Annotated in this window: 21 protein-coding genes; 17 read left to right on the top strand and 4 right to left on the bottom strand. The window is 71.6% G+C overall.

Translation table 11 applies throughout. From position 1 onward, the window contains the following. Window positions 1-81: 81 nt before the first annotated feature. Window positions 82-2,430, bottom strand: coding sequence for a HelD family protein (locus tag GA0070624_RS05985; RefSeq protein WP_176731605.1), 2,349 nt, complete (start codon window positions 2,428-2,430; stop codon window positions 82-84). A 198-nt stretch (window positions 2,431-2,628) separates the two neighbouring features. Further along, on the bottom strand, window positions 2,629-2,814 hold the full coding sequence (locus tag GA0070624_RS05990; protein ID WP_091337374.1) for a hypothetical protein: 186 nt from the start codon (window positions 2,812-2,814) through the stop codon (window positions 2,629-2,631). Window positions 2,815-2,903: 89 nt separating this feature from the next. On the opposite strand from GA0070624_RS05990, the gene GA0070624_RS05995 reads away from it, so the two are divergent. From GA0070624_RS05995 to GA0070624_RS06005, 3 genes are read left to right on the top strand one after another with little or no spacing between them, the layout of a single operon-like run. After that, window positions 2,904-3,485 (top strand): ArsR/SmtB family transcription factor, encoded by a 582-nt coding sequence (locus GA0070624_RS05995; RefSeq protein ID WP_091337376.1) that lies wholly within the window; start codon window positions 2,904-2,906, stop codon window positions 3,483-3,485. A gap of 40 nt (window positions 3,486-3,525) precedes the next feature. Then, window positions 3,526-4,812 (top strand): MFS transporter, encoded by a 1,287-nt coding sequence (locus GA0070624_RS06000; protein WP_091337378.1) that lies wholly within the window; start codon window positions 3,526-3,528, stop codon window positions 4,810-4,812. Window positions 4,813-4,845: 33 nt separating this feature from the next. Beyond that, window positions 4,846-5,697, top strand: coding sequence for a menaquinone biosynthetic enzyme MqnA/MqnD family protein (locus GA0070624_RS06005; RefSeq protein WP_091337380.1), 852 nt, complete (start codon window positions 4,846-4,848; stop codon window positions 5,695-5,697). Between the two features lie 119 nt (window positions 5,698-5,816). On the opposite strand, the gene GA0070624_RS06010 is transcribed toward GA0070624_RS06005, so the two are convergent. Next, complete coding sequence (locus GA0070624_RS06010; RefSeq protein ID WP_091337382.1) at window positions 5,817-6,746, bottom strand: serine hydrolase; 930 nt, start codon at window positions 6,744-6,746, stop codon at window positions 5,817-5,819. Next, window positions 6,746-7,711, bottom strand: coding sequence for a hypothetical protein (locus GA0070624_RS06015; protein ID WP_091337384.1), 966 nt, complete (start codon window positions 7,709-7,711; stop codon window positions 6,746-6,748). Before GA0070624_RS06015 ends, GA0070624_RS06010 begins: the two co-directional genes overlap by 1 nt. 369 nt (window positions 7,712-8,080) lie before the next feature. On the opposite strand from GA0070624_RS06015, the gene paaA reads away from it, so the two are divergent. The 14 genes from paaA (at window position 8,081) to GA0070624_RS06085 (ending at window position 20,556) form a co-directional block, all read left to right on the top strand. Further along, entirely contained in the window at window positions 8,081-9,148 is a 1,068-nt protein-coding gene (gene paaA / locus GA0070624_RS06020; RefSeq protein WP_091337386.1) for a 1,2-phenylacetyl-CoA epoxidase subunit PaaA, read from the top strand. Then, entirely contained in the window at window positions 9,145-9,465 is a 321-nt protein-coding gene (paaB, locus tag GA0070624_RS06025) for a 1,2-phenylacetyl-CoA epoxidase subunit PaaB (protein ID WP_425413494.1), read from the top strand. The genes paaA and paaB overlap by 4 nt, the downstream gene beginning before the upstream one ends. Then, window positions 9,462-10,187 (top strand): 1,2-phenylacetyl-CoA epoxidase subunit PaaC, encoded by a 726-nt coding sequence (paaC, locus tag GA0070624_RS06030; protein WP_091337388.1) that lies wholly within the window; start codon window positions 9,462-9,464, stop codon window positions 10,185-10,187. The genes paaB and paaC overlap by 4 nt, the downstream gene beginning before the upstream one ends. A 55-nt stretch (window positions 10,188-10,242) precedes the next feature. Then, on the top strand, window positions 10,243-10,719 hold the full coding sequence (gene paaD / locus GA0070624_RS06035; RefSeq protein WP_091337390.1) for a 1,2-phenylacetyl-CoA epoxidase subunit PaaD: 477 nt from the start codon (window positions 10,243-10,245) through the stop codon (window positions 10,717-10,719). Continuing rightward, window positions 10,716-11,825: a 1,2-phenylacetyl-CoA epoxidase subunit PaaE gene (paaE, locus tag GA0070624_RS06040; RefSeq protein ID WP_091337392.1), complete on the top strand. Its 1,110-nt coding sequence runs from the start codon at window positions 10,716-10,718 to the stop codon at window positions 11,823-11,825. Before paaD ends, paaE begins: the two co-directional genes overlap by 4 nt. A gap of 167 nt (window positions 11,826-11,992) precedes the next feature. Beyond that, window positions 11,993-13,183 carry a cyclic dehypoxanthinyl futalosine synthase gene (gene mqnC, locus GA0070624_RS06045; RefSeq protein WP_091337394.1) on the top strand — a complete coding sequence of 397 codons (1,191 nt, stop codon included), beginning with the start codon at window positions 11,993-11,995 and terminating at the stop codon, window positions 13,181-13,183. Window positions 13,184-13,500: 317 nt separating this feature from the next. After that, window positions 13,501-14,694, top strand: a complete 1,194-nt coding sequence (locus GA0070624_RS06050) for a hypothetical protein (RefSeq protein ID WP_091337396.1) — start codon at window positions 13,501-13,503, stop codon at window positions 14,692-14,694. A gap of 225 nt (window positions 14,695-14,919) precedes the next feature. Continuing rightward, on the top strand, window positions 14,920-15,630 hold the full coding sequence (locus tag GA0070624_RS06055) for a demethylmenaquinone methyltransferase (protein ID WP_091337398.1): 711 nt from the start codon (window positions 14,920-14,922) through the stop codon (window positions 15,628-15,630). An 80-nt stretch (window positions 15,631-15,710) separates the two neighbouring features. Continuing rightward, window positions 15,711-15,938, top strand: coding sequence for a hypothetical protein (locus GA0070624_RS06060; RefSeq protein WP_091337400.1), 228 nt, complete (start codon window positions 15,711-15,713; stop codon window positions 15,936-15,938). A gap of 134 nt (window positions 15,939-16,072) precedes the next feature. Next, window positions 16,073-17,347, top strand: coding sequence for a geranylgeranyl reductase family protein (locus GA0070624_RS06065; RefSeq protein ID WP_091348252.1), 1,275 nt, complete (start codon window positions 16,073-16,075; stop codon window positions 17,345-17,347). Between the two features lie 95 nt (window positions 17,348-17,442). Next, window positions 17,443-17,808 carry an NADH-quinone oxidoreductase subunit A gene (locus GA0070624_RS06070; protein ID WP_091337402.1) on the top strand — a complete coding sequence of 122 codons (366 nt, stop codon included), beginning with the start codon at window positions 17,443-17,445 and terminating at the stop codon, window positions 17,806-17,808. Between the two features lie 14 nt (window positions 17,809-17,822). Continuing rightward, window positions 17,823-18,500, top strand: a complete 678-nt coding sequence (locus GA0070624_RS06075) for a NuoB/complex I 20 kDa subunit family protein (protein ID WP_091337403.1) — start codon at window positions 17,823-17,825, stop codon at window positions 18,498-18,500. Next, window positions 18,497-19,234, top strand: a complete 738-nt coding sequence (locus tag GA0070624_RS06080) for an NADH-quinone oxidoreductase subunit C (RefSeq protein ID WP_091337405.1) — start codon at window positions 18,497-18,499, stop codon at window positions 19,232-19,234. The genes GA0070624_RS06075 and GA0070624_RS06080 overlap by 4 nt, the downstream gene beginning before the upstream one ends. Continuing rightward, window positions 19,231-20,556 carry an NADH-quinone oxidoreductase subunit D gene (locus tag GA0070624_RS06085; RefSeq protein WP_091337407.1) on the top strand — a complete coding sequence of 442 codons (1,326 nt, stop codon included), beginning with the start codon at window positions 19,231-19,233 and terminating at the stop codon, window positions 20,554-20,556. The genes GA0070624_RS06080 and GA0070624_RS06085 overlap by 4 nt, the downstream gene beginning before the upstream one ends. Window positions 20,557-20,622: the final 66 nt, after the last annotated feature.

Raw genomic sequence — 20,622 nt, forward strand, 5'->3', positions numbered from 1 at the left:
GGCCGCCGGCCGAACTGGTGACCGGGCTCAGGTGAGTGGTGGGGCCGGCAGCAGCGCGCCGTGCGGCAGCGCGAGCCGGGATCAGCCGAGTGGCGCGGGCAGCGGCGCGTTGTGCAGCACGGTGAGCCCGGAGACCGCCCGGGTCAGCACCACGTAGAGGCGGTGCAGGCCGCGCGGCTCGGCGGCCACGATCGCGGCCGGCTCGACGACCACGACGTGGTCGTACTCCAGGCCCTTGACCAGGGTGGCGGGGACCACCGTGACCCGCGTGGCGGCCTCGACGTCGTCGGCGGTCGCGGTCTCGACGCCGGCGGCGGCCAGCGCCGCGCGGAGCCGGTCGACCGCCTCGTCGGCGGCGATCACGCCGACCGAGCCGTCGTGCGCGAGCGCCGCCCGCACCTCCGCCACCGTCGCCGCCGCCAGGTCGTCGACGGTACGCACGTCCAGCGCGCCGTCGCGGCGCAGCGACTCCCCCGGGGGTACGTCGACGGCGAGCGCCGGCAGCAGCCGGTTGGCGAACGCGACCACCGCGGCGGGCACCCGGAAGCCGACGCTCAGCGGCACCACGGCCGCGTCCGGCTTGCCCAGGTGGGCCAGGGACTCCCGCCAGTCGGTGGCGGCCCAGGGCGCGGTGCCCTGGGCCAGGTCGCCGAGGAGGGTGATCGACCCGTGCTCGCTACGCCGGGCGATGGCCCGGCACTGCATCGGGGAAAGGTCCTGCGCCTCGTCCACCACCACGTGCCCGAAGCCGCCCGGCCGTTCGATCAGCCCGGCCGCCTCATCGATCAGCACCGCGTCGGCGGCGGTCCACTTGGTGGCCTTCGGGGTGCGCCCCAGCTTCGTCCCGGCCGCCGGCGCGGTGCCCCTCCGCCGCCCGCCGGTGGCTGTCGGCACGCTCCGCTGCCCGGCGCCCTCCGAGTCGACCGGTCGGCCTTCGGCGGCCGTCAGGTCGCTCGGTCGCCCGGCGCCCGGCAGGTCGGCCGGCAGGCCGTTGGTCGCCGTCGGGTGGGTCACTTGTCCGGCACCCGCCGCGTCGGCCGGCCGGCCGACAGTGGCCGGCGCGCCGAACAGCAGCGCCTGCTCCTCGGCGGCGAGCAGCCCGTCGGCCGCCGTGGCGAGCGCGTCGGGGTCGGTGAACAGCGTGTGCAGCAGCCCCTCCGGGGTGAGCGCCGGCCAGACCGCGTCGAGGAACGCGGTGACCGGCTTGACCTTGCCCATCCGGCGCAGCCAGGCGTCGCTCGGTGACTCGGCGCGGCGCGCCTCGGACTGGCGTTGCAGCAGCCCCACCACCCGGGCTCGGACGCGTTCCCGGCCGGTCGCGTAGGGCAGCCCCTCCCGGCGGGTCTCCTCTACCACCCGGTGCAGCGGGTCGAGGCCGATCCGCCAGCGGAACGACCCGTCCGAGACCATGATCGGCTCGGTCGGCGCGCCGATGTGAGCGTCGACCGCGCGCCGCAGCACCTCGGCCATCCGTACGTCGTGCTTGAGGGTCGCCACGGCCGGGTCGTCGACCGCGCGGACCGGCACCCGGGCGACCAGGTCCTCCACCGTCGCCTGCTCGACCTCCACCTCGCCGAGGGCCGGCAGCACCGCCGCGATGTACGACAGGAACGCCCGGTTCGGCCCGACGATCAGCACGCCGGATCGGCGCAGCCGCTCCCGGTGCAGATAGAGCAGGTACGCGGCCCGGTGCAGCCCGACCGCCGTCTTGCCCGTGCCCGGCGCCCCCTGTACGCAGATCGAATCGGCCAGGTCGGCCCGGACCAGCTCGTCCTGCTCGGGCTGGATGGTGGCCACGATGTCCCGCATCGGGCCGACCCGGGGGCGCTCGATCTCGGCGGTGAGGATCCGGCTGGCCGTGCCGAGTTCCTCGCCCCGGTCGAGGTGCTCGTCCTCGAAGCTGGTCAGCACGCCGCCGCTGAACCCGAACCGCCGCCTCGTCGCCACGCCCTGCGGGTCGCGGGCGCTGGCCCGGTAGAACGAACGGGATACGGGTGCCCGCCAGTCCAGCACCAGCGGCTCGCCCGCGTCGTCGGTGACGTGCCGACGGCCGACGTGGTACTCCCGCCCGGCGTGGTCCGGGTCGGCGGTGCCGCTGTGCTGGCCGTCGGCGCTCCCGCCGAAGTCGAGCCGGCCGAAGAAGAGCGGGGTGGTCGGATCGTCGGCGAGCTCGGCGACCCGCCGGGAGAGCGTACGGCCGAGCGTCTCGGCCGCGAACGGGTCGCCGGCGACCTGGGCGCCGCTGGCGAAGAGGGCCTCGGCGCGCTCGCGCATCCGGCGCAGCGCGACGCGGGAGATGTCCAGGTGGGCTCGCTCGGCCGCGAGCACTTCGTCGAGATCGCGCTCGGCGGTGTGCGCCGGCTCGGTAGCGAGAGCCCGCGGGTTGTCGTCGCGGTCGGTGGCAGGGTGGCGTCTGGCGGCAAGGGTCATCCGAGGCAACCTTCCGGTGCGTTCGTGTGATCGGTTGACCTGGGCCGCCCGGCGCTCCGTCAGTCGCGGTGCCGGCTGTGCCCGGTGGCAGAAAAGGGCGCGGCGATGCGCGCGGCCGTCCACACTACGCCTCGTCGCCGCCGGCGGCCACGCATTTCCGCCCGGCTGATCCGCCGGCCGCCGCCCGGCAGCTCTCTGTCAGCAGCGCGGGTGGTAGAGGTTGCGCAGCGGCGACAGGTCCGGGTCGTAGCCCGACAGGGCGCCCTCGGGCGCCAGCACGACGTCGTCCGGCCCGCTCTCGGTCAGGACCTGGTCGATCATCGCGAGGTTCTTCTCGATGTCCCAGCTGGTCGGGATCTGGCCGATCGTCACCGACGTCTTCATGGCACCTCCGTTGGACCGCGCGTGGGTGAGCCTAGGCGGGCGACGGTGGGTCGATGGTGTCTCTTCGAACTGGGCAGGATCATGGGGGCATGACCGAGGCGCGTCCCGAGCAGCGCCGGGTGACGATCAGCGACCCGCAGGTGATGCGGGCGCTGGCCCACCCGGCCCGACTCGCGATCATGGAACACCTCAGCTCGCTGGAGGGCGGCGCGACCGCCACCGAGTGCGCCGAGATCGCCGGCCTGTCGCCGAGCGCGACCAGCTATCACCTGCGGGCGTTGGCGAAGTTCGGGCTGATCGAGCCGGCTCCGAGCCGGGGAGACGCCCGCGAGCGGGTGTGGCGGGCGTTCAGCCCGTCCTACTACGTCGAGCCCGGACGGTCGGCCGGCTCGGAGGCGCGGGCCGCCGAGATGGCCCTGGTGGAGGCGCATACCGCCCGGGACGCGCAGCGGACCCTCGACTGGATCAGCCGGGCGGTTGAGGAGCCACAGGAGTGGTACGACGCGGCCCGGCTCAGCGACAGCCTGCTGCTGCTCACCGCCGAGGAACTGGCGGCGCTGAACGTGGCCGTTCACGAGCTGTTCGAGCCCTACCGCCGGCGGATCCGCAAGAACCCGCCAGCGGAGGCGCGCACCGTTGCGGTCCAGTACCGGGCGCTGCCCATCGATTGAGGGCTTGTGCGAACCAGATGTGAAGCATTACTTTCGAAGTATGTCCTTCACATCTGGTCCGTCGCGCTGGTCCGACGTCTGGATCACCACCGCAGCCCGGGGCGTCTCCACCTGCGGGGACTTCCTCGCCGCGAGCGCCCTTACGCTGGCCCTTCAGTCCGCCGGGGCCGGCGGGCTGGCCGTCTCCGGCCTGCTGCTCGCCGCCACCCTGCCGCTGGTGGCACTCGCCCCGTTGACCGGGCGGCTCGCCGACCGGGTCGACAGCCGGCTCCTGCTGGTGGCCGCCGGGCTTGCCCAGGCCGGGATCTGCCTCGCCCTGGCGTACGCCGGGCATCCGGCCCTGGTGATCGGCCTGGTGGCGCTGCTCGCCGCCGGCCTGGCGGTCATTCAGCCGGTGCTCTCCGCGCTGGTGCCGGCCATGGTGCGAGCCGAGGACCTGCCCCGGGCCAGCGCGCTGAACCAGACCGCCGGAACGCTCGGCGCGCTCGCCGGTCCGGCGCTGGCCGGCGTCCTGGTCGGCGAGTTCGGCTCCCGGGTGCCGCTGCTCATCGACGCCGGCAGCTACCTCGCCCTGGTCGCGGCCGGGCTGCTCATCTGTACCCGACGGGGCGGGGCCCGGCGGGCGGAGCCGACGGAAGGCCACGCGACCCCGGCCACCACCTGGCGGTTGCGCCGGGATCCGCTGCTGGTCGTGATGGTCGGCACCCTCGCCGCAGTGGTTGCCGCGGTCGGCGCGATCAACGTGGTCGAGGTCTTCTTCATCCGGGAGACGCTGGGCAGCTCGACCACGTTGTACGGGCTGGTTACCGGCTCGTGGACGCTCGGCGTCGTGGTCGGCGGCTGGCTCTTCGCGCGGCTCGCCCGGCGCCTCGCCGACGACGGGGCGTTGCTCGGTGCTGGCCTGGCCCTGCTCGGCGGCTGCTGCCTGGCCGTCCTGGCTTCGGCGGCGGTGCCCGCCGCATCGCTGCTGGTGCCGATCTGGCTGGCCGGCGGGGTGGCCAACGGCGGTGACAACGTGTTCAACAACCTGCTGCTGGCCCGCCGGGTCCCCGAGGCCGACCGGGCTCGGGCGTTCGCGGTGTTCGGGGCGGCGGTCCAGGGCGCCGGGATGGCCGGCTTCCTGGTCGGCGGCCTGCTGCTGGAGGTGGCCGCACCCCGACCGCTGGTCGCCGGCTGCGGGGTCGCCGGCCTGCTGATGGTCGCCGCCGTCGCGCTCCCGGTCCGCCGCGCGGTCCGCGCCGAGCGGGCGGCCCGGCTCACCGCGGTCAGCGGTGCCGGCCGGATCGAGGCGGGTGCGGAGTTGGCCACTCTGGTGCCCACCCGCTGAGCGGGCGGTGGGCGGCGGCTATACGGTCGGGTCATGACTGACCGCGTCGCCCGCCCCCGGGTCGGACACATCCAGTTCCTGAACTGCCTACCGATCTACTGGGGCCTGATGCGGTCCGGCGCGCTGATCGACGTCGAATTGCACAAGGACTCCCCGGACCGGCTCAACGCCGCGCTCGTCGCCGGCGACCTGGACATCGGGCCGATCTCGCAGGTGGAGTACCTGCGCCACGCCGATGAGCTGCTGCTGCTGCCGGATCTGGCGGTCGGCAGCGACGGCCCGGTGCTCTCGGTCAACGTGGTCTCCACCCGGCCCCTCGCCGAGCTGGACGGTCGCCGGGTCGCGCTCGGCTCGACCTCGCGGACCGGCGTGCTCCTGGCTCAGCTGCTGCTCGGCGAGCGGTACGGGGTCCGTCCCGAGTACTTCCGCTGCCCGCCGGATCTGACCCAGATGCTGCTGGAGGCCGATGCCGGGGTCGTGATCGGTGACGTGGCCCTGCGCGCCCTCTACGAGGCGCCCCGCCGGGGCCTGGCGGTGACCGACCTCGGGCAGGCCTGGCGCGAGTGGACCGGCCTGCCGATGGTCTTCGCGGTCTGGGCGGTACGCCGGGAGTTCGCCGCCGCCCACCCCGGGCTGGTCAAGGAGGTGCACGAGGCGTTCCTGCGCTCGCGCGACCTCTGCCTGGCCGAGCTGGACCAGGTCGCCGAGGCGGCCGCCCGGTGGGAGCCGTTCGACGCGGCGACGCTGGCGACCTACTTCCGCACCCTCGACTTCTCGCTGGGCGAGCGGCAGGTGGCCGGGCTACGCGAGTTCGCCCGGCGGGCCGCCGCGATCGGCGAGGCGCCGGCGCTGCCCGACGGCGGTCCGGGGTTCTTCGCCGGCTGAGACCGTGCCGGCCTCCCCACCCGCTCCCGGCCGGCGGGGCAGGCGGGCATGCCGACGGCAAGCGGACAGCATCGTGGCGGTGCCCCGGGTCGGGACACCGCCACGTGGGGTGACAGCGCTCAGGGGGCCGGGCGGAGCAGCGCCTCGGTGATCTTCTGGCAGTTCTTCATGCCGTACTCGTAGCCCATCCCGATCGGGTAGCGGACCATCACGCCCATCGTCCAGGTGTCGCCGATGGCCAGGCAGTTGACGTGCATCTCCTGCTCCCTGGTCCGGTCGATCCAGCCGTTCTTGATGGCGATGGTCTTCCGCTCGGCAGCCGGGAACGCCTTGCGGATGCCGAAGTCACCCGTGCCCCGGACCAGCCGCATCTCGTTGAGCAGCCATTTGGTCCACTTCGGACCGGCGGCCCGGCCGTCGGAGATGCAGAGCCCGAGCCGGGCGGTGTCCCGCGGCGACAGGTTGGTCCGGCTCCAGCCGCCGTCGGCGGCCGGCTTGCTGTCGGTCAGCTTGCAGATCGAGATCAGCCGCTTGATCGAGGCGGACCGCCCGACGCTGTTGTAGAACTGCTCGGCCCGGGTGTTGTCGCTGTCCCGGATGATCCGGGTGGCGTCGGCGAGCTTGGCGTCGCTCGGGGTCTGCCCGGCCGCGTCCGCCCGGCGCAGGTAGTCCGCGACGATCCAGGACTTGATCATCGAGGCCGTGGTGCTGGTCTGGGCCATGTTCTTCGAACCGATGATCTCGCCGGTCCGCTTGTCCAGCACGCTCCAGGCGTACCAGCCCTTGATGTCGAGGTCGAGCTCCTGGGCCTGGAACGGCAGCGGCTCCAGCGAGGGGGTCGGCGACGGGGTGGGCTGCGGCCGGCTGTTGCGGTCGGTGGGCGCGCCGGTGGACCGGCTGGTCGACGAGGGTGAATGGGCCGTGTTGCGCAGTGGGGAGCCGGGGAGCAGCCGGAGTGAGACGAGCAGCAGGCCGACCAGGATGGCGGCGACCGCGGCGAACGTCAGGGGCGTGCTGCGGCGGCCCGGACGGCGTCGGGCGCCGGCCATCAGAGCTTCCCCACCGGCTGCTGCGGCACCTTCAGGGCGGCGCCGGGCTGCGGGGTCACCAACTGGGTGGCGACGCTGGCGCAGACCTTCGCGCCGTACTTCAGCCCGCTGCTTCCCGGGTAGCGCATCATCACCACGAGACTCCACTTGTCGGTCACCGCGAGGCAGTTGACGTGCCAGTTGCCGTCGTAGTTGAGCCGCGTCCAGCCGTTCTTCATGCCGACCGGGCCCTGGCTGGTGATCGACTCGGGTAGGCCGTCGATGATCCCCCAGCGACCCCCGCCCGATCGCTCCTGCTGGTCGTCGACCCTGCCCCGGACCTTGGCCATCTCGTCCAGCACGAACTTGGTCCACTTGGATCCGGCGGCCTTGCCGTCCGCGACGCAGTCACCGAGCCGGACCGCGTCCTGCGGGGACATTCGGGTGAAGCTCCACCAGCCGATGTAGCCGGGGACTGTGCCGGGCTTGGTGTCGGTGAGCCCGCAGGTTTTGATCATCCGCTTGATCGAGGCCGCTTTGCCGTCCGCCTCGTAGAGCTTGTTGGCCGAGTCGTCGTTGCTGTCCCGGATCGCGGTGGTGATCTGCCGCTTCCGCTCCGTGCTCAGCGGCTTGCTGCCGAGCTGCTTCAGGTAGTCCGAGGCGAACCAAATCTTGATCATCGACTCGGTCGAGTTCGTCTCGGTCATGTTCTCGGCACCGCTGATCTCTCCGGTCGCCCGGTCCATCAGCGCCCAGGAGAAGAACTCGCCCCTGAAGTTCACCGAGACCGGCCCGGCGGCGAGGGTCGGCGGCGGCGGCGCGGTGGGTGCGGGGGCGGGGGCGGGGACGTTCTCGCCGCCGCCGATGCCGCCGATGCTCGGGAGGCCGTCACCGCCGGAGAGGCGGGCGTACGCGGCGGGAACCAGCATGCCGCCACCGAGGAGGACCGCCACGACGGCGAGCACCATGGTCACGCGAGGTCGCATGAGTGGGTGAACTCCAATGTCAGGCCGGGGGGACCGGCTGTTTCCGATTTGGGTCGGCCTGACCGCCGAGGCCGGGGGGATGGCCTGCGTACTGATGGCGATCGTCAGAGGCCGATCGGCGTGCAGGGGGGAAGTCTACGTCCGGACAGCCGGCACGCCAGAACCTGACGCCTGTCGACTCGCCGTGCAGGCGAGACATTCGACCGGGTTGCCGTGCTTGGGAGGATTTGTATTCCATGGGTGGCCCAATTCACAGGTTTAGGGCAGGACGCCCCTCCTACTCGAAGCGGTCATCCCGTGACGGAAGGTATGCGCGGATTCCTGTTACACCCTCTGGTGTCCTCGGTCGAAAGCTGTAACACTGACCTCATGTATGGCAACGACTTCGCCGCGCCGGAGGACGCGTCCGGCGGCGGCCTGCTGGGCGAGGTGGAGGCGGCGGAGACGGCGCTGCGGGAGGCCGCGGCCCGGGCCCGGCGCGGCGGACCGGCCCCGGACGAGGACCTTGAGGCGTACTTCGCCGACGTGATCGACGCCGATCAGAAGATCGAGCCGCGCGACTGGATGCCGGAGGCGTACCGGAAGACGCTGATCCGGCAGATCGCCCAGCACGCGCACTCCGAGATCATCGGCATGCAGCCGGAGGGGAACTGGATCAGCCGCGCGCCCTCGCTCAAGCGGAAGGCGATCCTGCTGGCCAAGGTGCAGGACGAGGCCGGCCACGGCCTCTACCTCTACGCCGCCGCCGAGACCCTCGGGGTGAGCCGCGACGAGCTCGTGCAGCTCCTGCTCGACGGGCGGCAGAAGTACAGCTCGATCTTCAACTACCCGACTCTCACCTGGGCCGACGTGGGCGCGATCGGTTGGCTGGTGGACGGCGCGGCGATCGTCAACCAGGTCCCGCTCTGCCGCTGCTCCTACGGGCCGTACGCGCGGGCGATGATCCGGGTCTGCAAGGAGGAGTCGTTCCACCAGCGTCAGGGGTACGAGATTCTCTACGCCCTGTCGCACGGCACCCCGGCACAGAAGGCGATGGCGCAGGACTCGGTCGACCGCTGGTGGTACCCGTCACTGGCGATGTTCGGGCCGCCGGACGGAGATTCGACCCACTCCGAGCAGTCCATGGCGTGGAAGATCAAGCGCTTCACCAACGACGAGCTGCGGCAGCGCTTCGTCGACATGTGCGTGCAGCAGGCCGAGATCCTCGGCCTGACCATCCCGGACCCGGACCTGCGGTGGAACGACGAGCGGCAGTCGTACGACTACACCCAGCCGGACTACGACGAGCTGATGCAGGTGATCAAGGGCAACGGGCCGTGCAACCGGCAGCGGATGGAGCACCGCCGCCGCGCCCACGCCGAGGGTGCCTGGGTACGCGAGGCCGCCGCGGCGTACGCCGCCAAGCGGGCGGAGAAGAAGGAGAAGGTAGCGGCGTGAGCGAGCGCAGCGAGCGAACCGGTGAGGTCAGCATGAGTGAACCTTCGCCTCTGTGGGAGGTCTTCGTGCGGGCCCGGCGCGGGTTGTCGCACACCCACGTCGGCAGCCTGCACGCGCCCGACGCCGAGCTGGCGCTGCGCAACGCCCGGGACCTCTACACCCGCCGCCAGGAGGGCGTCTCCATCTGGGTGGTGCCGGCGAGCGCGATCACCGCGTCCAGCCCGGACGAGAAGGACGCCTTCTTCGACCCGGCGGCGGACAAGGTCTACCGCCACCCCACCTTCTACCAGGTGCCGGACGGGGTGGCCCACCTGTGACCGGCCCCTTCGACTTCACCCTCCGGCTCGGCGACGACGCGCTGATCGCGGCTCAGCGACTCGGCGAGTGGACCAGCAGCGCGCCGGAGATGGAAGAGGACATCGCGCTGGCGAACATCGCCCTCGACCAGCTCGGCGCGGCCCGCCTGCTGCTGACGTACGCGGGCGAGCTGGAGGGTGCCGGCCGGGACGAGGACGCGCTGGCGTTCCGCCGCGAGGACCGGGAGTTCCGCAACTGTCTCCTGGTCGAGCTGCCCAACGGCGACTTCGCGGTGACCATGGCCAAGCTGTTCTTCCTCTCCGCCTACCAGCTGCCCCTCTACACCGCGCTGGCCGGCTGCGCCGACGAGCGGCTGGCCGCGATCGGGGCCAAGGCGCGCAAGGAGTCGGCCTACCACCTCGACCACAGCTCGCTGTGGGTGAAGCGGCTCGGCGACGGCACCGAGGAGTCGCATCGGCGGATGCAGGACGCGGTGGACCAGGTCTGGCCGTACGTCCACGAGCTCTTCACGCCGGACCCGGCGGCGCCGGTCGACGCGGCGACCCTGCGGGCCGAGTTCGACGCGACGGTGGACGCGGTGCTCACCGAGGCGACCCTGACCCGGCCCGAGACCAGCTGGGCGCCGGCCGGCGGTCGGGACGGCCTGCACACCGAGCACCTCTCCTATCTCCTCGCCGAGATGCAGGTGCTGCACCGGGCCCACCCGGGGGCGAACTGGTGAGCGCGAGGAGTGCAGCGAAGCGGAGCCCCGTAGTCGCGAACGAAAGGTGGCACTGGTGAGCACGCCCAGGGAGGCCGTGGCGGCGGTGGTGGACCCGGAGATCCGGGTCATCACCATCGACGAGCTGGGCATCCTGCGGGCGGTCGACGAGGATCCGGCCACCGGCCGGGTCGTCGTGACCATCACCCCCACCTACACCGGCTGCCCGGCGATGGACGTGATCCGCGCCGACATCCGCCGGGCCCTCGCCGCCGCCGGCCACCGGGACGCCGAGATCCGCACGGTCTACAGCCCGGCCTGGAGCACCGACTGGATCTCCGACAGCGGGCGGGCGAAGCTGGCCGCCGCCGGCATCGCCCCGCCCGCACCGGTACGGGCCGGCAGCGTCGTGCCGCTCACCCTCGCCGTCCGCTGCCCGCGCTGCGGCTCGCCGGAGACCGAGCAGGTCAGCCGCTTCGGCTCCACCGCGTGCAAGGCGCTCTGGCGCTGCCGCTCCTGCCAGGAACCGTTCGACCATGTGAAGGCGCTGTGACTGTCACCATCACCCGACCGGTCCGTCGCCGGCCGGCCTTCCACCCGCTGCCCGTCGCCGCCGTCGACCGGCTCACCGACGACGCCGTGGCGATCACCTTCGCCGTGCCGGAGGAGCTGCGGGAGACCTTCGCGTTCCGCGCCGGTCAGCACCTGACCGTGCGCCGCACCGCGGAGGACGGGGAGGACGTGCGGCGGTCGTACTCGATCTGCTCGACCCCGGACGACCTGGCCCGGCACGGTCGGCTGCGGATCGGGGTGCGGGAGATCCCCGGCGGCGCCTTCTCCGCGTTCGCCTGCGGGGCGCTGCGCGGCGGCGACACCGTCGAGGTGCTGCCCCCGCTCGGCCACTTCACCACGGCGTTCGACCCGGCCCGGGTCCGCCACTACGGCGCGGTGGTCGCCGGCTCCGGCATCACTCCGGTGCTCGCGCTGGTGGCGACCGCGCTCGCCGTCGAGCCGGCCAGCACCTTAACCCTGGTGTACGGCAACCGCACGGCCAACACGGTGATGTTCGCCGAGGAGCTGGCCGACTTGAAGGACCGCTACCCGACCCGGCTGCACCTGGTGCACGTGCTCTCCCGGGAGCAGGGCGAGTCGCCGCTGCTCTCCGGGCGGATCGACGCCGACCGGCTGGGCCGGCTGCTGGACACCATCGTGCCCGGGGACGCCATCGAGGAGTGGTTCCTCTGCGGCCCGTACGGGATGGTGGTGGACGCCAAGGCGGTGCTGACCGCGCGGGGCCTGCCGGAGTCGGCGGTGCACACCGAGCTGTTCCACGTCGACGCGCCGCCGGAGCCGCCGCGCCGCCCGGCCGACGAGCCCGGCGCCGGCGCCGAGGTGACGATCGTGCTGGACGGCCGCTCGTCGAGCTTCACCATGGGCCGGGACGAGCGGGTGCTGGACGCGGCGCTCAAGGTCCGCGGCGAGCTGCCGTACGCCTGCAAGGGCGGCGTCTGCTCGACCTGCAAGGCAAAGGTCGTGGCGGGTGAGGTGACGATGGCCCGCAACTACGCCCTGGAGCCCGACGAGGTGGCGGCCGGCTACGTCCTCACCTGCCAGTCCAGCCCGACCACTGACACCCTCACGGTCGACTACGACGCCTGACGCCCACCGCCTCTTCCCGCGATCTTGCAGTTACGGCCCCGACTTATGCCGCTATCCGGACGAATGCCTGGCCGAAAGTGCAAGATCGCGGAGAGCGGGGCGTGGGATGGGCGACAGGGGTGGGCACTGTGGGGGCGGGTTCTTGGGGGCAACGTAGGCTCGGGGGCGTGACGGTGAGCCGGGAGATCGACGACATCCTGCAGCGCGGCGCGGACGGCGGGCGGATCACGCCCGAGGAGGCCCTGCTGCTCTACACCGAGGCGCCCTTCCACGCGCTGGGCGAGGCGGCGGACGCGGTGCGCCGGCGGCGCTACCCGGACAACGTCGTCACGTACCTGATCGACCGCAACATCAACTACACCAACGTCTGCGTGACGGCGTGCAAGTTCTGCGCCTTCTACCGGGCGCCGAAGCACCGCGAGGGCTGGACCCACTCGACCGAGGAGATCCTGCGCCGCTGCGGCGAGGCGGTCGAGCTGGGCGCCACCCAGGTCATGCTCCAGGGCGGCCACCACCCGGACTACGGCGTCGAGTACTACGAGGAGCTCTTCTCCTCGGTCAAGCAGGCGTACCCGCAGCTCGCCATCCACTCGATCGGGCCGAGCGAGATCCTGCACATGGCCAAGGTCTCCGGCGTCAGCCTGGACGAGGCCATCGCCCGGATCAAGGCGGCCGGGCTGGACTCGATCGCCGGCGCCGGTGCCGAGATGCTGCCGGACCGGCCCCGCAAGGCGATCGCCCCGCTCAAGGAGTCCGGCGCGCGCTGGCTGGAGGTCATGGAGCTGGCCCACCGGCAGGGCATCGAGTCGACCGCGACGATGATGATGGGCACCGGCGAGACCAACGCCGAGCGGATCGAGCACCTGCGGATGATCCGCGACGTGCAGGACCGTACGCAGGGCTTCCGGGCGTTCATCCCGTGGACGTACCAGCCGGAGAACAACCACCTCAAGGGCCGCACCCAGGCCACCACGCTGGAATACCTGCGGCTGATCGCGGTGGCCCGGCTCTTCTTCGAGGCCGTCCCGCACCTCCAGGCGTCCTGGCTGACCACCGGCAAGGACGTCGGCCAGCTGGCGCTCCACATGGGCGTGGACGACCTCGGCTCGATCATGCTGGAGGAGAACGTCATCTCCTCGGCGGGCGCCCGGCACCGCTCCAACCTGCACGAGCTGATCGGGATGATCCGTTCCGCCGACCGGATCCCGGCACAGCGGGACACCCTCTACAACCGGCTCGCCGTGCACTGGACGCCGGCCGACGATCCGAGCGATGACCGGGTGGTCTCCCACTTCTCCTCGATCGCCCTGCCGGGCGGGGGCGCCGGTAAATCCCTGCCGCTCGTCGAGGTCAACTGACCGCGTCCGCCCACATTCGGCGACGCCCCTTCCGCACACTCGGTGATCGTCCCGTTTCGATGGGATGATCCGCCGAACGGCCAGCGGTTGCCCGCCAATGGGTGGGTTCTTCCAGGCCGTTCGCGGGAGGGTTCACTGGGTAGTCCGCAGCAAGACCCATCAATCCGGACAATCCTTAAGTGACTCTTAGCCGTGCAGATGATGAAGGTCTGGCGTGGGGGGTGGCGGGGGTGATGGCGGACCGCTAACGTGCCGCCTCGAACCTTTCCCTTCACCCCACGGGGGCTCCTTCCATGATCTTCCGTAACCGTCCACTGGTGCGGCTTGGCGCCGCCGCGCTGCTGGCCTCCGGTGCGTTCACCGCCCTCGGCGCGCCCGCCCAGGCCGCGGGCACCGAGACGGACCTCTCGCTCGACGTGGTGGGCACCCGGGTCGCCGATGGCGCGCAGGGCAAGCTCGCGTTCGTCAAGGTGACGAACAAGGGTGCGAACACCCCGTCCGAGCTGGCCGTCCGCGCCGATGTCTCCAAGCTCGACTGGACCAAGGTCGCCGCGTTCCCGGGCGTCGAGGACGGCTGCGACCTCGAGGGCACCGAGGAGAAGCCGACCGCCTTCGTCTGCCACGCCACCACCGCGGGCCTGCCCGGCCCGGGTGAGACCACCGACCTGCCGATCGTGCTCATCAAGCTGGTCGAGTCCCTGGACGCGCCGTACAGCGCCCCGGTGACCTTCACGATCATCTCCGCCGATGACACCAACGAGGACAACAACACCAAGTCGGCCACTGTCGAGTTCACCAAGGAGAGCGGTGCCGACCTGACCGTGCTGGCCGACGACGTGAAGAACGCCGTCACGGTCACGAACGGTGGCTTCAAGCTCGCCGGCGACCTGCACGCGGGCGACACCGCCGCGCTCATCTACACCGCCTGGAACCAGGGCGACGTGGCCACCGCCGGCCTCAAGATCTCGGTCAAGCTGCCCAAGGGCGTGACCTTCACCGAGACCGAGGAGGACTGCGAGTACAACGCGGACAAGACCTCGCTCGTCTGCACGTACGCCAACGCGCCGTTCGTCCCGTGGCTTCAGGACAAGGAGGACGGTGACAACGTCACCTCCGGCGGCCGCTTCTACCACCTGCTTTCGGTGGGCGAGGACGTCAAGGCGGGCGCGCTGACCGGCGGCACCGTCTCGGTCGAGCCGATCATGCCGGCCCCGGGCGCCGCCCCGCAGGCCGCGGAGGTCAAGAATCTGCCCGACAACATGACGCCGGTCCGGGTTGACGACCTCGACGCCAGCGACAACACCGACGGTTACGCTGTCGTCGTGGCCGCGCAGGGCGGCTCCGGCGGTGGCGAGGGCGACGAGGGTGGCCTGCCGTTGACCGGCGCGAAGGCCGGTCTGATCGGCGGCATCGGCGCCGCTGTCGTGGCCGCGGGCGGCGCGATGTTCCTGGTCGCCCGCCGGCGCCGGGTGGTTCTGGTGACCCCGGGCGACGAGAAGCCGACCGCCTGACGGTCGTCCTCCATCGGCCCGCGAGGGCCGTTCACATAACGCACGGCAGCGGGGGCGGGATGGATGACCATCCCGCCCCCGCTGTCCTCCGTCCTCGCCGGACGGACGGATTCAGCCAGTCGAGCCGGACCGGGTTCGCAACGGCGGGGTGGGCCACCACCCCGCCCTTGCGCGTGGACGGCACCCGTCGGCCGCCGCGCGGAGGCGGGCTGGCAGAGTGGAGGGGTGAGCCGTACCCCCCAGGGCCAGCGCGCCAGCCTGGACAAGCAGCCGCACGAGGTCGCCGCGATGTTCGATGGCGTGGCGGCCCGCTACGACCTGACCAACACCGTCCTCTCCTTCGGGCAGGACCGGTCCTGGCGGCGGGCGACCCGGGCCGCGCTCGACCTGCGCCCGGGCGAGCGGGTGCTCGACGTGGGCGCGGGCACCGGCGTCTCGACCGAGGAGCTGGCCCACTCCGGGGCGTACGCGGTCGGCGCCGACCTGTCGCTGGGCATGCTGCACGCCGGCAAGCGGACCCGTCCGCAGGTGCCGCTGCTGGCCGGTGACGCGCTTCGGCTGCCCTTCCCCGACGGCGTCTTCGACGCGGTGACCATCTCCTTCGCGTTGCGCAACGTCAACGACACCGACGCCGCGCTGCGCGAGCTGGCCCGGGTCACCAGGCCCGGTGGCCGGCTGGTGGTCTGCGAGTTCAGCACCCCGGTCAACCCCGCCTTCCGCACGGTCTACCTGTCGTACCTGATGCGGTCCCTGCCGGCGGTGGCGCGGGCCGTCTCCAGCAACCCCGACGCGTACGTCTACCTGGCCGAGTCGATCCGGGCCTGGCCCGACCAGGCGGCCCTCGCCGAGCGGATCGGCGCGGCCGGCTGGGGTCGGGTCGCCTGGCGCAACCTCACCGGCGGGATCGTCGCGCTGCATCGGGGAATCCGCGAGTAGCGGAGCCCGACCCGCATCGGAAATCCGCCCGTTTCGTGAATATCCGTTTTTAGTCTACTTTGCCCCGTAGGCTCGCCCGCATGACGGGACCAGACCAGGCGGAGGCGGCGGCCGCCGACGACGACGCCGCGGAACTCATCGCGCAACTCAAGGAGTTGGCCGGCGCGGATCCCGCCGACGTCCGTCAGGTGGTGGCCGAGGTCCTCGCCGCGCTCGACCGCGCCGCCGGGGGAGCGCTGCGCGAGCACCTGCCGGCGACCATCCGGGCCGACGCCGGCCTGGACGCCCGCGCGCCGGCCCGCCCCTGACGCCGAAATGGACGCCGACCGGCGCGTTTCCACGAAGTTAGGTACCCCTCACCGGGCGCCCCTGTAACCCCGGTCATAGACTCCAACCCGATCGGCTTGTGAAGGATTTCACGAGCATGCGGGAGGAGGCGCAGATGACCGCGGTGGAGAACGACGCCGACGTGATCGTCGTGGGCGCCGGTCCCGGAGGATCGGCCACGGCGTACCACCTGGCCCGGCACGGCGTCCGGGTGCTGCTGCTCGAGAAGACCGAGTTCCCCAGGGAGAAGGTCTGCGGTGACGGGCTGACCCCGCGCGCGGTCCGGCAGCTCGTCCGGATGGGCGTGGACACCTCGCCCGAGGCCGGCTGGCTGCACAACCGCGGCCTGCGGGTGATCGGCGGTGGCGTACGCCTCGAGCTGGACTGGCCCCACCTGGCCACCTTCCCCAACTACGGCCTGGTCCGCACCCGGCTGGACTTCGACGACCTGCTCGCCCAGCGTGCTGTCTCAGCCGGGGCGAAGCTGCGGACCAGCGTGAACGTGACCGGCCCGGTGCTCGACGCCGACGACCGGGTGATCGGCGTGCGGGCCGAGGTCGGCCCGGAGAGGGAGCCAGCCACCTTCCACGCGCCGCTGGTGGTCGCCGCGGACGGCGTCTCCGGCCGCTTGCCGCTCGCCCTCGGGCTGGCCAAGCGGGAGGACCGGCCGATCGGCGTGGCGGTCCGGCGCTACTACCGGTCGCCGGCCAAGCACGACGACAACTACCTCGAGTCCTGGCTGGAGCTGCGCGGCAAGGGCAGCGACAACCTGCTCCCCGGGTACGGCTGGATCTTCGGCCTGGGTGACGGGCGGGTCAACGTCGGTCTGGGGATCCTGAACTCCTCCTCCGCCTTCGGCAAGACGAACTACCGGCGGCTGCTCACCGACTGGCTCGCCAACACCCCGGAGGACTGGGGGATGACCGACGAGGCGAACGCGGAGGGGCCGATCCTCGGCGCCGCGCTGCCGATGGGCTTCAACCGGGTCCCGCACTACACCCGCGGCGTGCTGCTGGTCGGTGACTCCGGCGGCATGGTCAACCCGTTCAACGGCGAGGGCATCGCGTACGCGATGGAGTCCGGCGAGCTGGCCGCGGAGGTCGCGGTGCAGGCGCTGGCCCGGCCGGCGGGCGCCGAGCGGGAGCGGGCGCTGATGGCGTACCCGACCGAGCTGAAGGCCCGGTTCGGCGGCTACTACCGGCTCGGCGGGATCTTCGTGAAGCTGATCGGCCGGCCGGAGATCATGCGGATCGCCACCAAGCACGGCCTGCCGCACCCGATGCTGATGCGCTTCGTGCTCAAGCTGCTGGCCAACCTGACCGATCCGCGCGGCGGGGACGCGATGGACCGGGTCATCAACGCGATGACCAGGGTGGCTCCGGCGGTATAGAGATCGACCCCCCGGTGGCCGAGGTCACCGGGGACGTGAATAGTGTGATTTTTCGCCAAGCACCGAGGGCAGGGAAGGACGAGCAGGAGACAACGATGACGCTCTCGCCTTACGCACCGATCATCGGGCTGTTCGCCCTGGCCGCGGGGTTCGCGCTGTTCTCCGTGGCCGCCGCCCGCTTCGCCGGTCCCCGGCGCTTCAACAAGGCCAAGCTCGAGGCGTACGAGTGCGGCATCGAGCCGAGCCCGCAGCCGGTCGGCGGCGGCCGGTTTCCGGTCAAGTTCTACCTGACGGCGATGCTCTTCATCGTCTTCGACATCGAGATCATCTTCCTGTACCCCTGGGCGGTCTCCTTCGACGCCCTGCCGATCTTCGGCTTCGTGGAGATGGTCCTGTTCATCGTCGCGGTCTTCGTCGCGTACGCCTACGTCTGGCGGCGCGGCGGCCTGGACTGGGACTGAGGGAGGAACGTCAGATGGGTATCGAGGAGAAGCTTCCCGCCGGCGTCCTGCTCACCTCCGTGGAGAAGCTGGTCAACTGGTCGCGGAAGTCGTCCGTCTGGGGCGCCACCTTCGGCCTGGCCTGCTGTGCCATCGAGATGATGGCCGCGGGTGGTCCGCACTACGACATGGGCCGCTGGGGCATGGAGGTCTTCCGTGCCTCGCCCCGCCAGGCGGACCTGATGATCGTGGCCGGTCGGGTGAGCCAGAAGATGGCCCCGGTGCTGCGCCAGATCTACGACCAGATGGCGGAGCCGCGCTGGGTGCTGTCGATGGGCGTCTGCGCCAGCAGCGGCGGCATGTTCAACAACTACGCGATCGTGCAGGGCGTCGACCACGTGGTGCCGGTGGACATGTACCTCCCGGGCTGCCCGCCCCGGCCGGAGATGCTCATCGACGCGATCCTCAAGCTCCGCGAGAAGATCATGTACGAGCCGCTGGGTCCGAACGGCCGCAAGATGCTGGCGGCCCGCAAGGAGCGCGGTGACGTGCCCGTCGTGCCGTACGGCTCGATGCCGTCGTCGTACCGCAACGACAAGGCCCGGCGCGCCGAGTGGACGCAGGCCGTCCGCGAGGGGCGCGAGGAGCAGTTGCGGATCGAGAACTGGATGAAGGCCCAGAACCACCTGCAGCACGGGGGCGTGAACAAGTGACCGCACCTGACGACAAGGCGAACAACGGCGGCGTACCGGTGCCGGTGCCACCGGCCGGCGCCACCAGCGGCGCCCCGGCGGAGTATCCGCCGGCCAGCCCGGCCGGGCGCGGCATGTTCGGCACCCACGGCACCGGCGACGTCTCCGGCTTCGGCGGCCTGGTCCGTCAGCGCAAGCCGATCGAGGAGAGCCCCCGGCCGTACGGCGGCTACTTCGACGAGGTCCGCGACGCGCTGGAGGAGGCGTACCCCGCCTTCGGCGACGCGATCGAGAAGGTCGTGGTCGACCGGGGTGAGCTGACCCTGCACGTCCGTCCGGAGCGGATCGTCGAGGTCTGCCAGGTGATGCGGGACGACCTCGCGCTCCGCTTCGAGCTCTGCTCGTCGGTGTCCGGAGTCGACTACCTGGGCGCCGAGGAGCGCCGGCTGCACGTGGTCTACCAGCTCACCTCGATGACCTACCGGCGCCGGGTCCGGCTGGAGGCCGCGGTCTCCGCCGAGGACCCGCACCTGCCGAGCGTCACCAGCCTCTACCCGACCGCCGACTGGCAGGAGCGGGAGACGTACGACATGTTCGGCATCGTCTTCGACGGCCACCCCAACCTGACCCGGATCCTCATGCCGGACGACTGGGAGGGGCACCCGCAGCGCAAGGACTACCCGCTCGGCGGCGTCCCCGTCGAGTACAAGGGCGCGGAGATTCCACCGCCGGACCAGCGGAGGTCGTACCAGTGACCACTTCGAACTACGCGACCGAGCGCGAGACGACCGAGGGCAAGGTCTTCACCGTCACCGGTGGGGACTGGGACACCGTCGTGTCCGGTACCGACCCGATCAACGACGAGCGGATCGTCGTCAACATGGGTCCGCAGCACCCGTCGACGCACGGCGTGCTCCGGCTGATCCTGGAGCTGGAGGGTGAGACGGTCCGCGAGGCCCGCTCGGTCGTCGGCTACCTGCACACCGGCATCGAGAAGAACCTCGAGTACCGGAACTGGGTCCAGGGTTCGACCTTCGTGACCCGGATGGACTACCTCTCCCCGCTGTTCAACGAGACGGCGTACGCGCTGGCGGTGGAGAAGCTGCTCGGTATCACCGACGAGGTGACCGAGCGCGCCAACACCATCCGGGTGCTGATGATGGAGCTGAACCGGATCTCCTCGCACCTGGTCTGGCTGGCCACCACCGGCATGGAGCTGGGCGCGATCTCGATCATGCTGTACGGCTTCCGGGAGCGGGAGCACATCCTCGAGATCTTCGAGATGATCACCGGCCTGCGGATGAACCACGCGTACGTCCGGCCGGGCGGCGTGGCGCAGGACGTGCCGGACGAGGCGATCGTCAAGATCCGCGAGTTCCTGAAGCTGATGCCGAAGAAGCTCAAGGAGTACGAGGACCTCCTCTCCGGCCAGCCGATCTGGGTCGAGCGGACGAAGAACGTCGCGGTGCTCGACGTGACCGGCTGCGTCGCGCTCGGCGTGACCGGCCCGGTGCTGCGCTCCGCCGGTCTGCCGTGGGACCTGCGCAAGACCATGCCGTACTGCGGCTACGAGACGTACGAGTTCGACGTGCCGACCCACCCCGACGGCGACGTGTGGGGCCGCTATCAGGTCCGGCTCGCCGAGATCCGGGAGTCGCTCAAGCTCGTCGAGCAGGCGCTGGACCGGCTCAAGCCAGGCCCGGTGATGGTCGCCGACCGGAAGATCGCCTGGCCGGCGCAGCTCGCCATCGGCGTGGACGGCATGGGCAACTCGCTGGAGCACGTCGCCAAGATCATGGGTCAGTCGATGGAGTCGCTGATCCACCACTTCAAGCTCGTCACCGAGGGCTTCCGGGTCCCGCCGGGCCAGGTGTACGTCGCCGTCGAGTCGCCCCGGGGCGAGCTGGGCGTGCACGCGGTCTCCGACGGCGGCACCCGGCCGTACCGGGTGCACTACCGGGAGCCGAGCTTCGTCAACCTCCAGGCCCTTCCGGCGATGGCCGAGGGCGGCCTGATCGCCGACGTGATCGCCGGTGGCGCCTCGCTGGACCCCGTGATGGGTGGTTGTGACAGGTGAGCGCGAGGAGTGAGCTTGCCAGCCCCAGGCGCCCGCGCGAGGAGCGAGCGGAGCGAGCCCCGCAGT

Source organism: Micromonospora rhizosphaerae (assembly GCF_900091465.1).
GTDB classification, from domain to species: domain Bacteria; phylum Actinomycetota; class Actinomycetes; order Mycobacteriales; family Micromonosporaceae; genus Micromonospora; species Micromonospora rhizosphaerae.

What these genes read in the sequence shown, in the direction of transcription:
- GA0070624_RS06010 (WP_091337382.1), bottom strand. Translation starts at nt 6,746, where the DNA reads ATGGCCGGCGCCCGACGCCGTCCGGGCCGCCGCAGCACGCCCCTGACG.
- GA0070624_RS06065 (WP_091348252.1), top strand. Translation starts at nt 16,073, where the DNA reads ATGACCGCGGTGGAGAACGACGCCGACGTGATCGTCGTGGGCGCCGGT.
- GA0070624_RS05990 (WP_091337374.1), bottom strand. Translation starts at nt 2,814, where the DNA reads ATGAAGACGTCGGTGACGATCGGCCAGATCCCGACCAGCTGGGACATC.
- GA0070624_RS06005 (WP_091337380.1), top strand. Translation starts at nt 4,846, where the DNA reads ATGACTGACCGCGTCGCCCGCCCCCGGGTCGGACACATCCAGTTCCTG.
- GA0070624_RS05995 (WP_091337376.1), top strand. Translation starts at nt 2,904, where the DNA reads ATGACCGAGGCGCGTCCCGAGCAGCGCCGGGTGACGATCAGCGACCCG.
- GA0070624_RS05985 (WP_176731605.1), bottom strand. Translation starts at nt 2,430, where the DNA reads ATGACCCTTGCCGCCAGACGCCACCCTGCCACCGACCGCGACGACAAC.
- GA0070624_RS06015 (WP_091337384.1), bottom strand. Translation starts at nt 7,711, where the DNA reads ATGCGACCTCGCGTGACCATGGTGCTCGCCGTCGTGGCGGTCCTCCTC.
- paaA (WP_091337386.1), top strand. Translation starts at nt 8,081, where the DNA reads ATGTATGGCAACGACTTCGCCGCGCCGGAGGACGCGTCCGGCGGCGGC.
- GA0070624_RS06075 (WP_091337403.1), top strand. Translation starts at nt 17,823, where the DNA reads ATGGGTATCGAGGAGAAGCTTCCCGCCGGCGTCCTGCTCACCTCCGTG.
- GA0070624_RS06060 (WP_091337400.1), top strand. Translation starts at nt 15,711, where the DNA reads ATGACGGGACCAGACCAGGCGGAGGCGGCGGCCGCCGACGACGACGCC.
- GA0070624_RS06070 (WP_091337402.1), top strand. Translation starts at nt 17,443, where the DNA reads ATGACGCTCTCGCCTTACGCACCGATCATCGGGCTGTTCGCCCTGGCC.
- GA0070624_RS06000 (WP_091337378.1), top strand. Translation starts at nt 3,526, where the DNA reads ATGTCCTTCACATCTGGTCCGTCGCGCTGGTCCGACGTCTGGATCACC.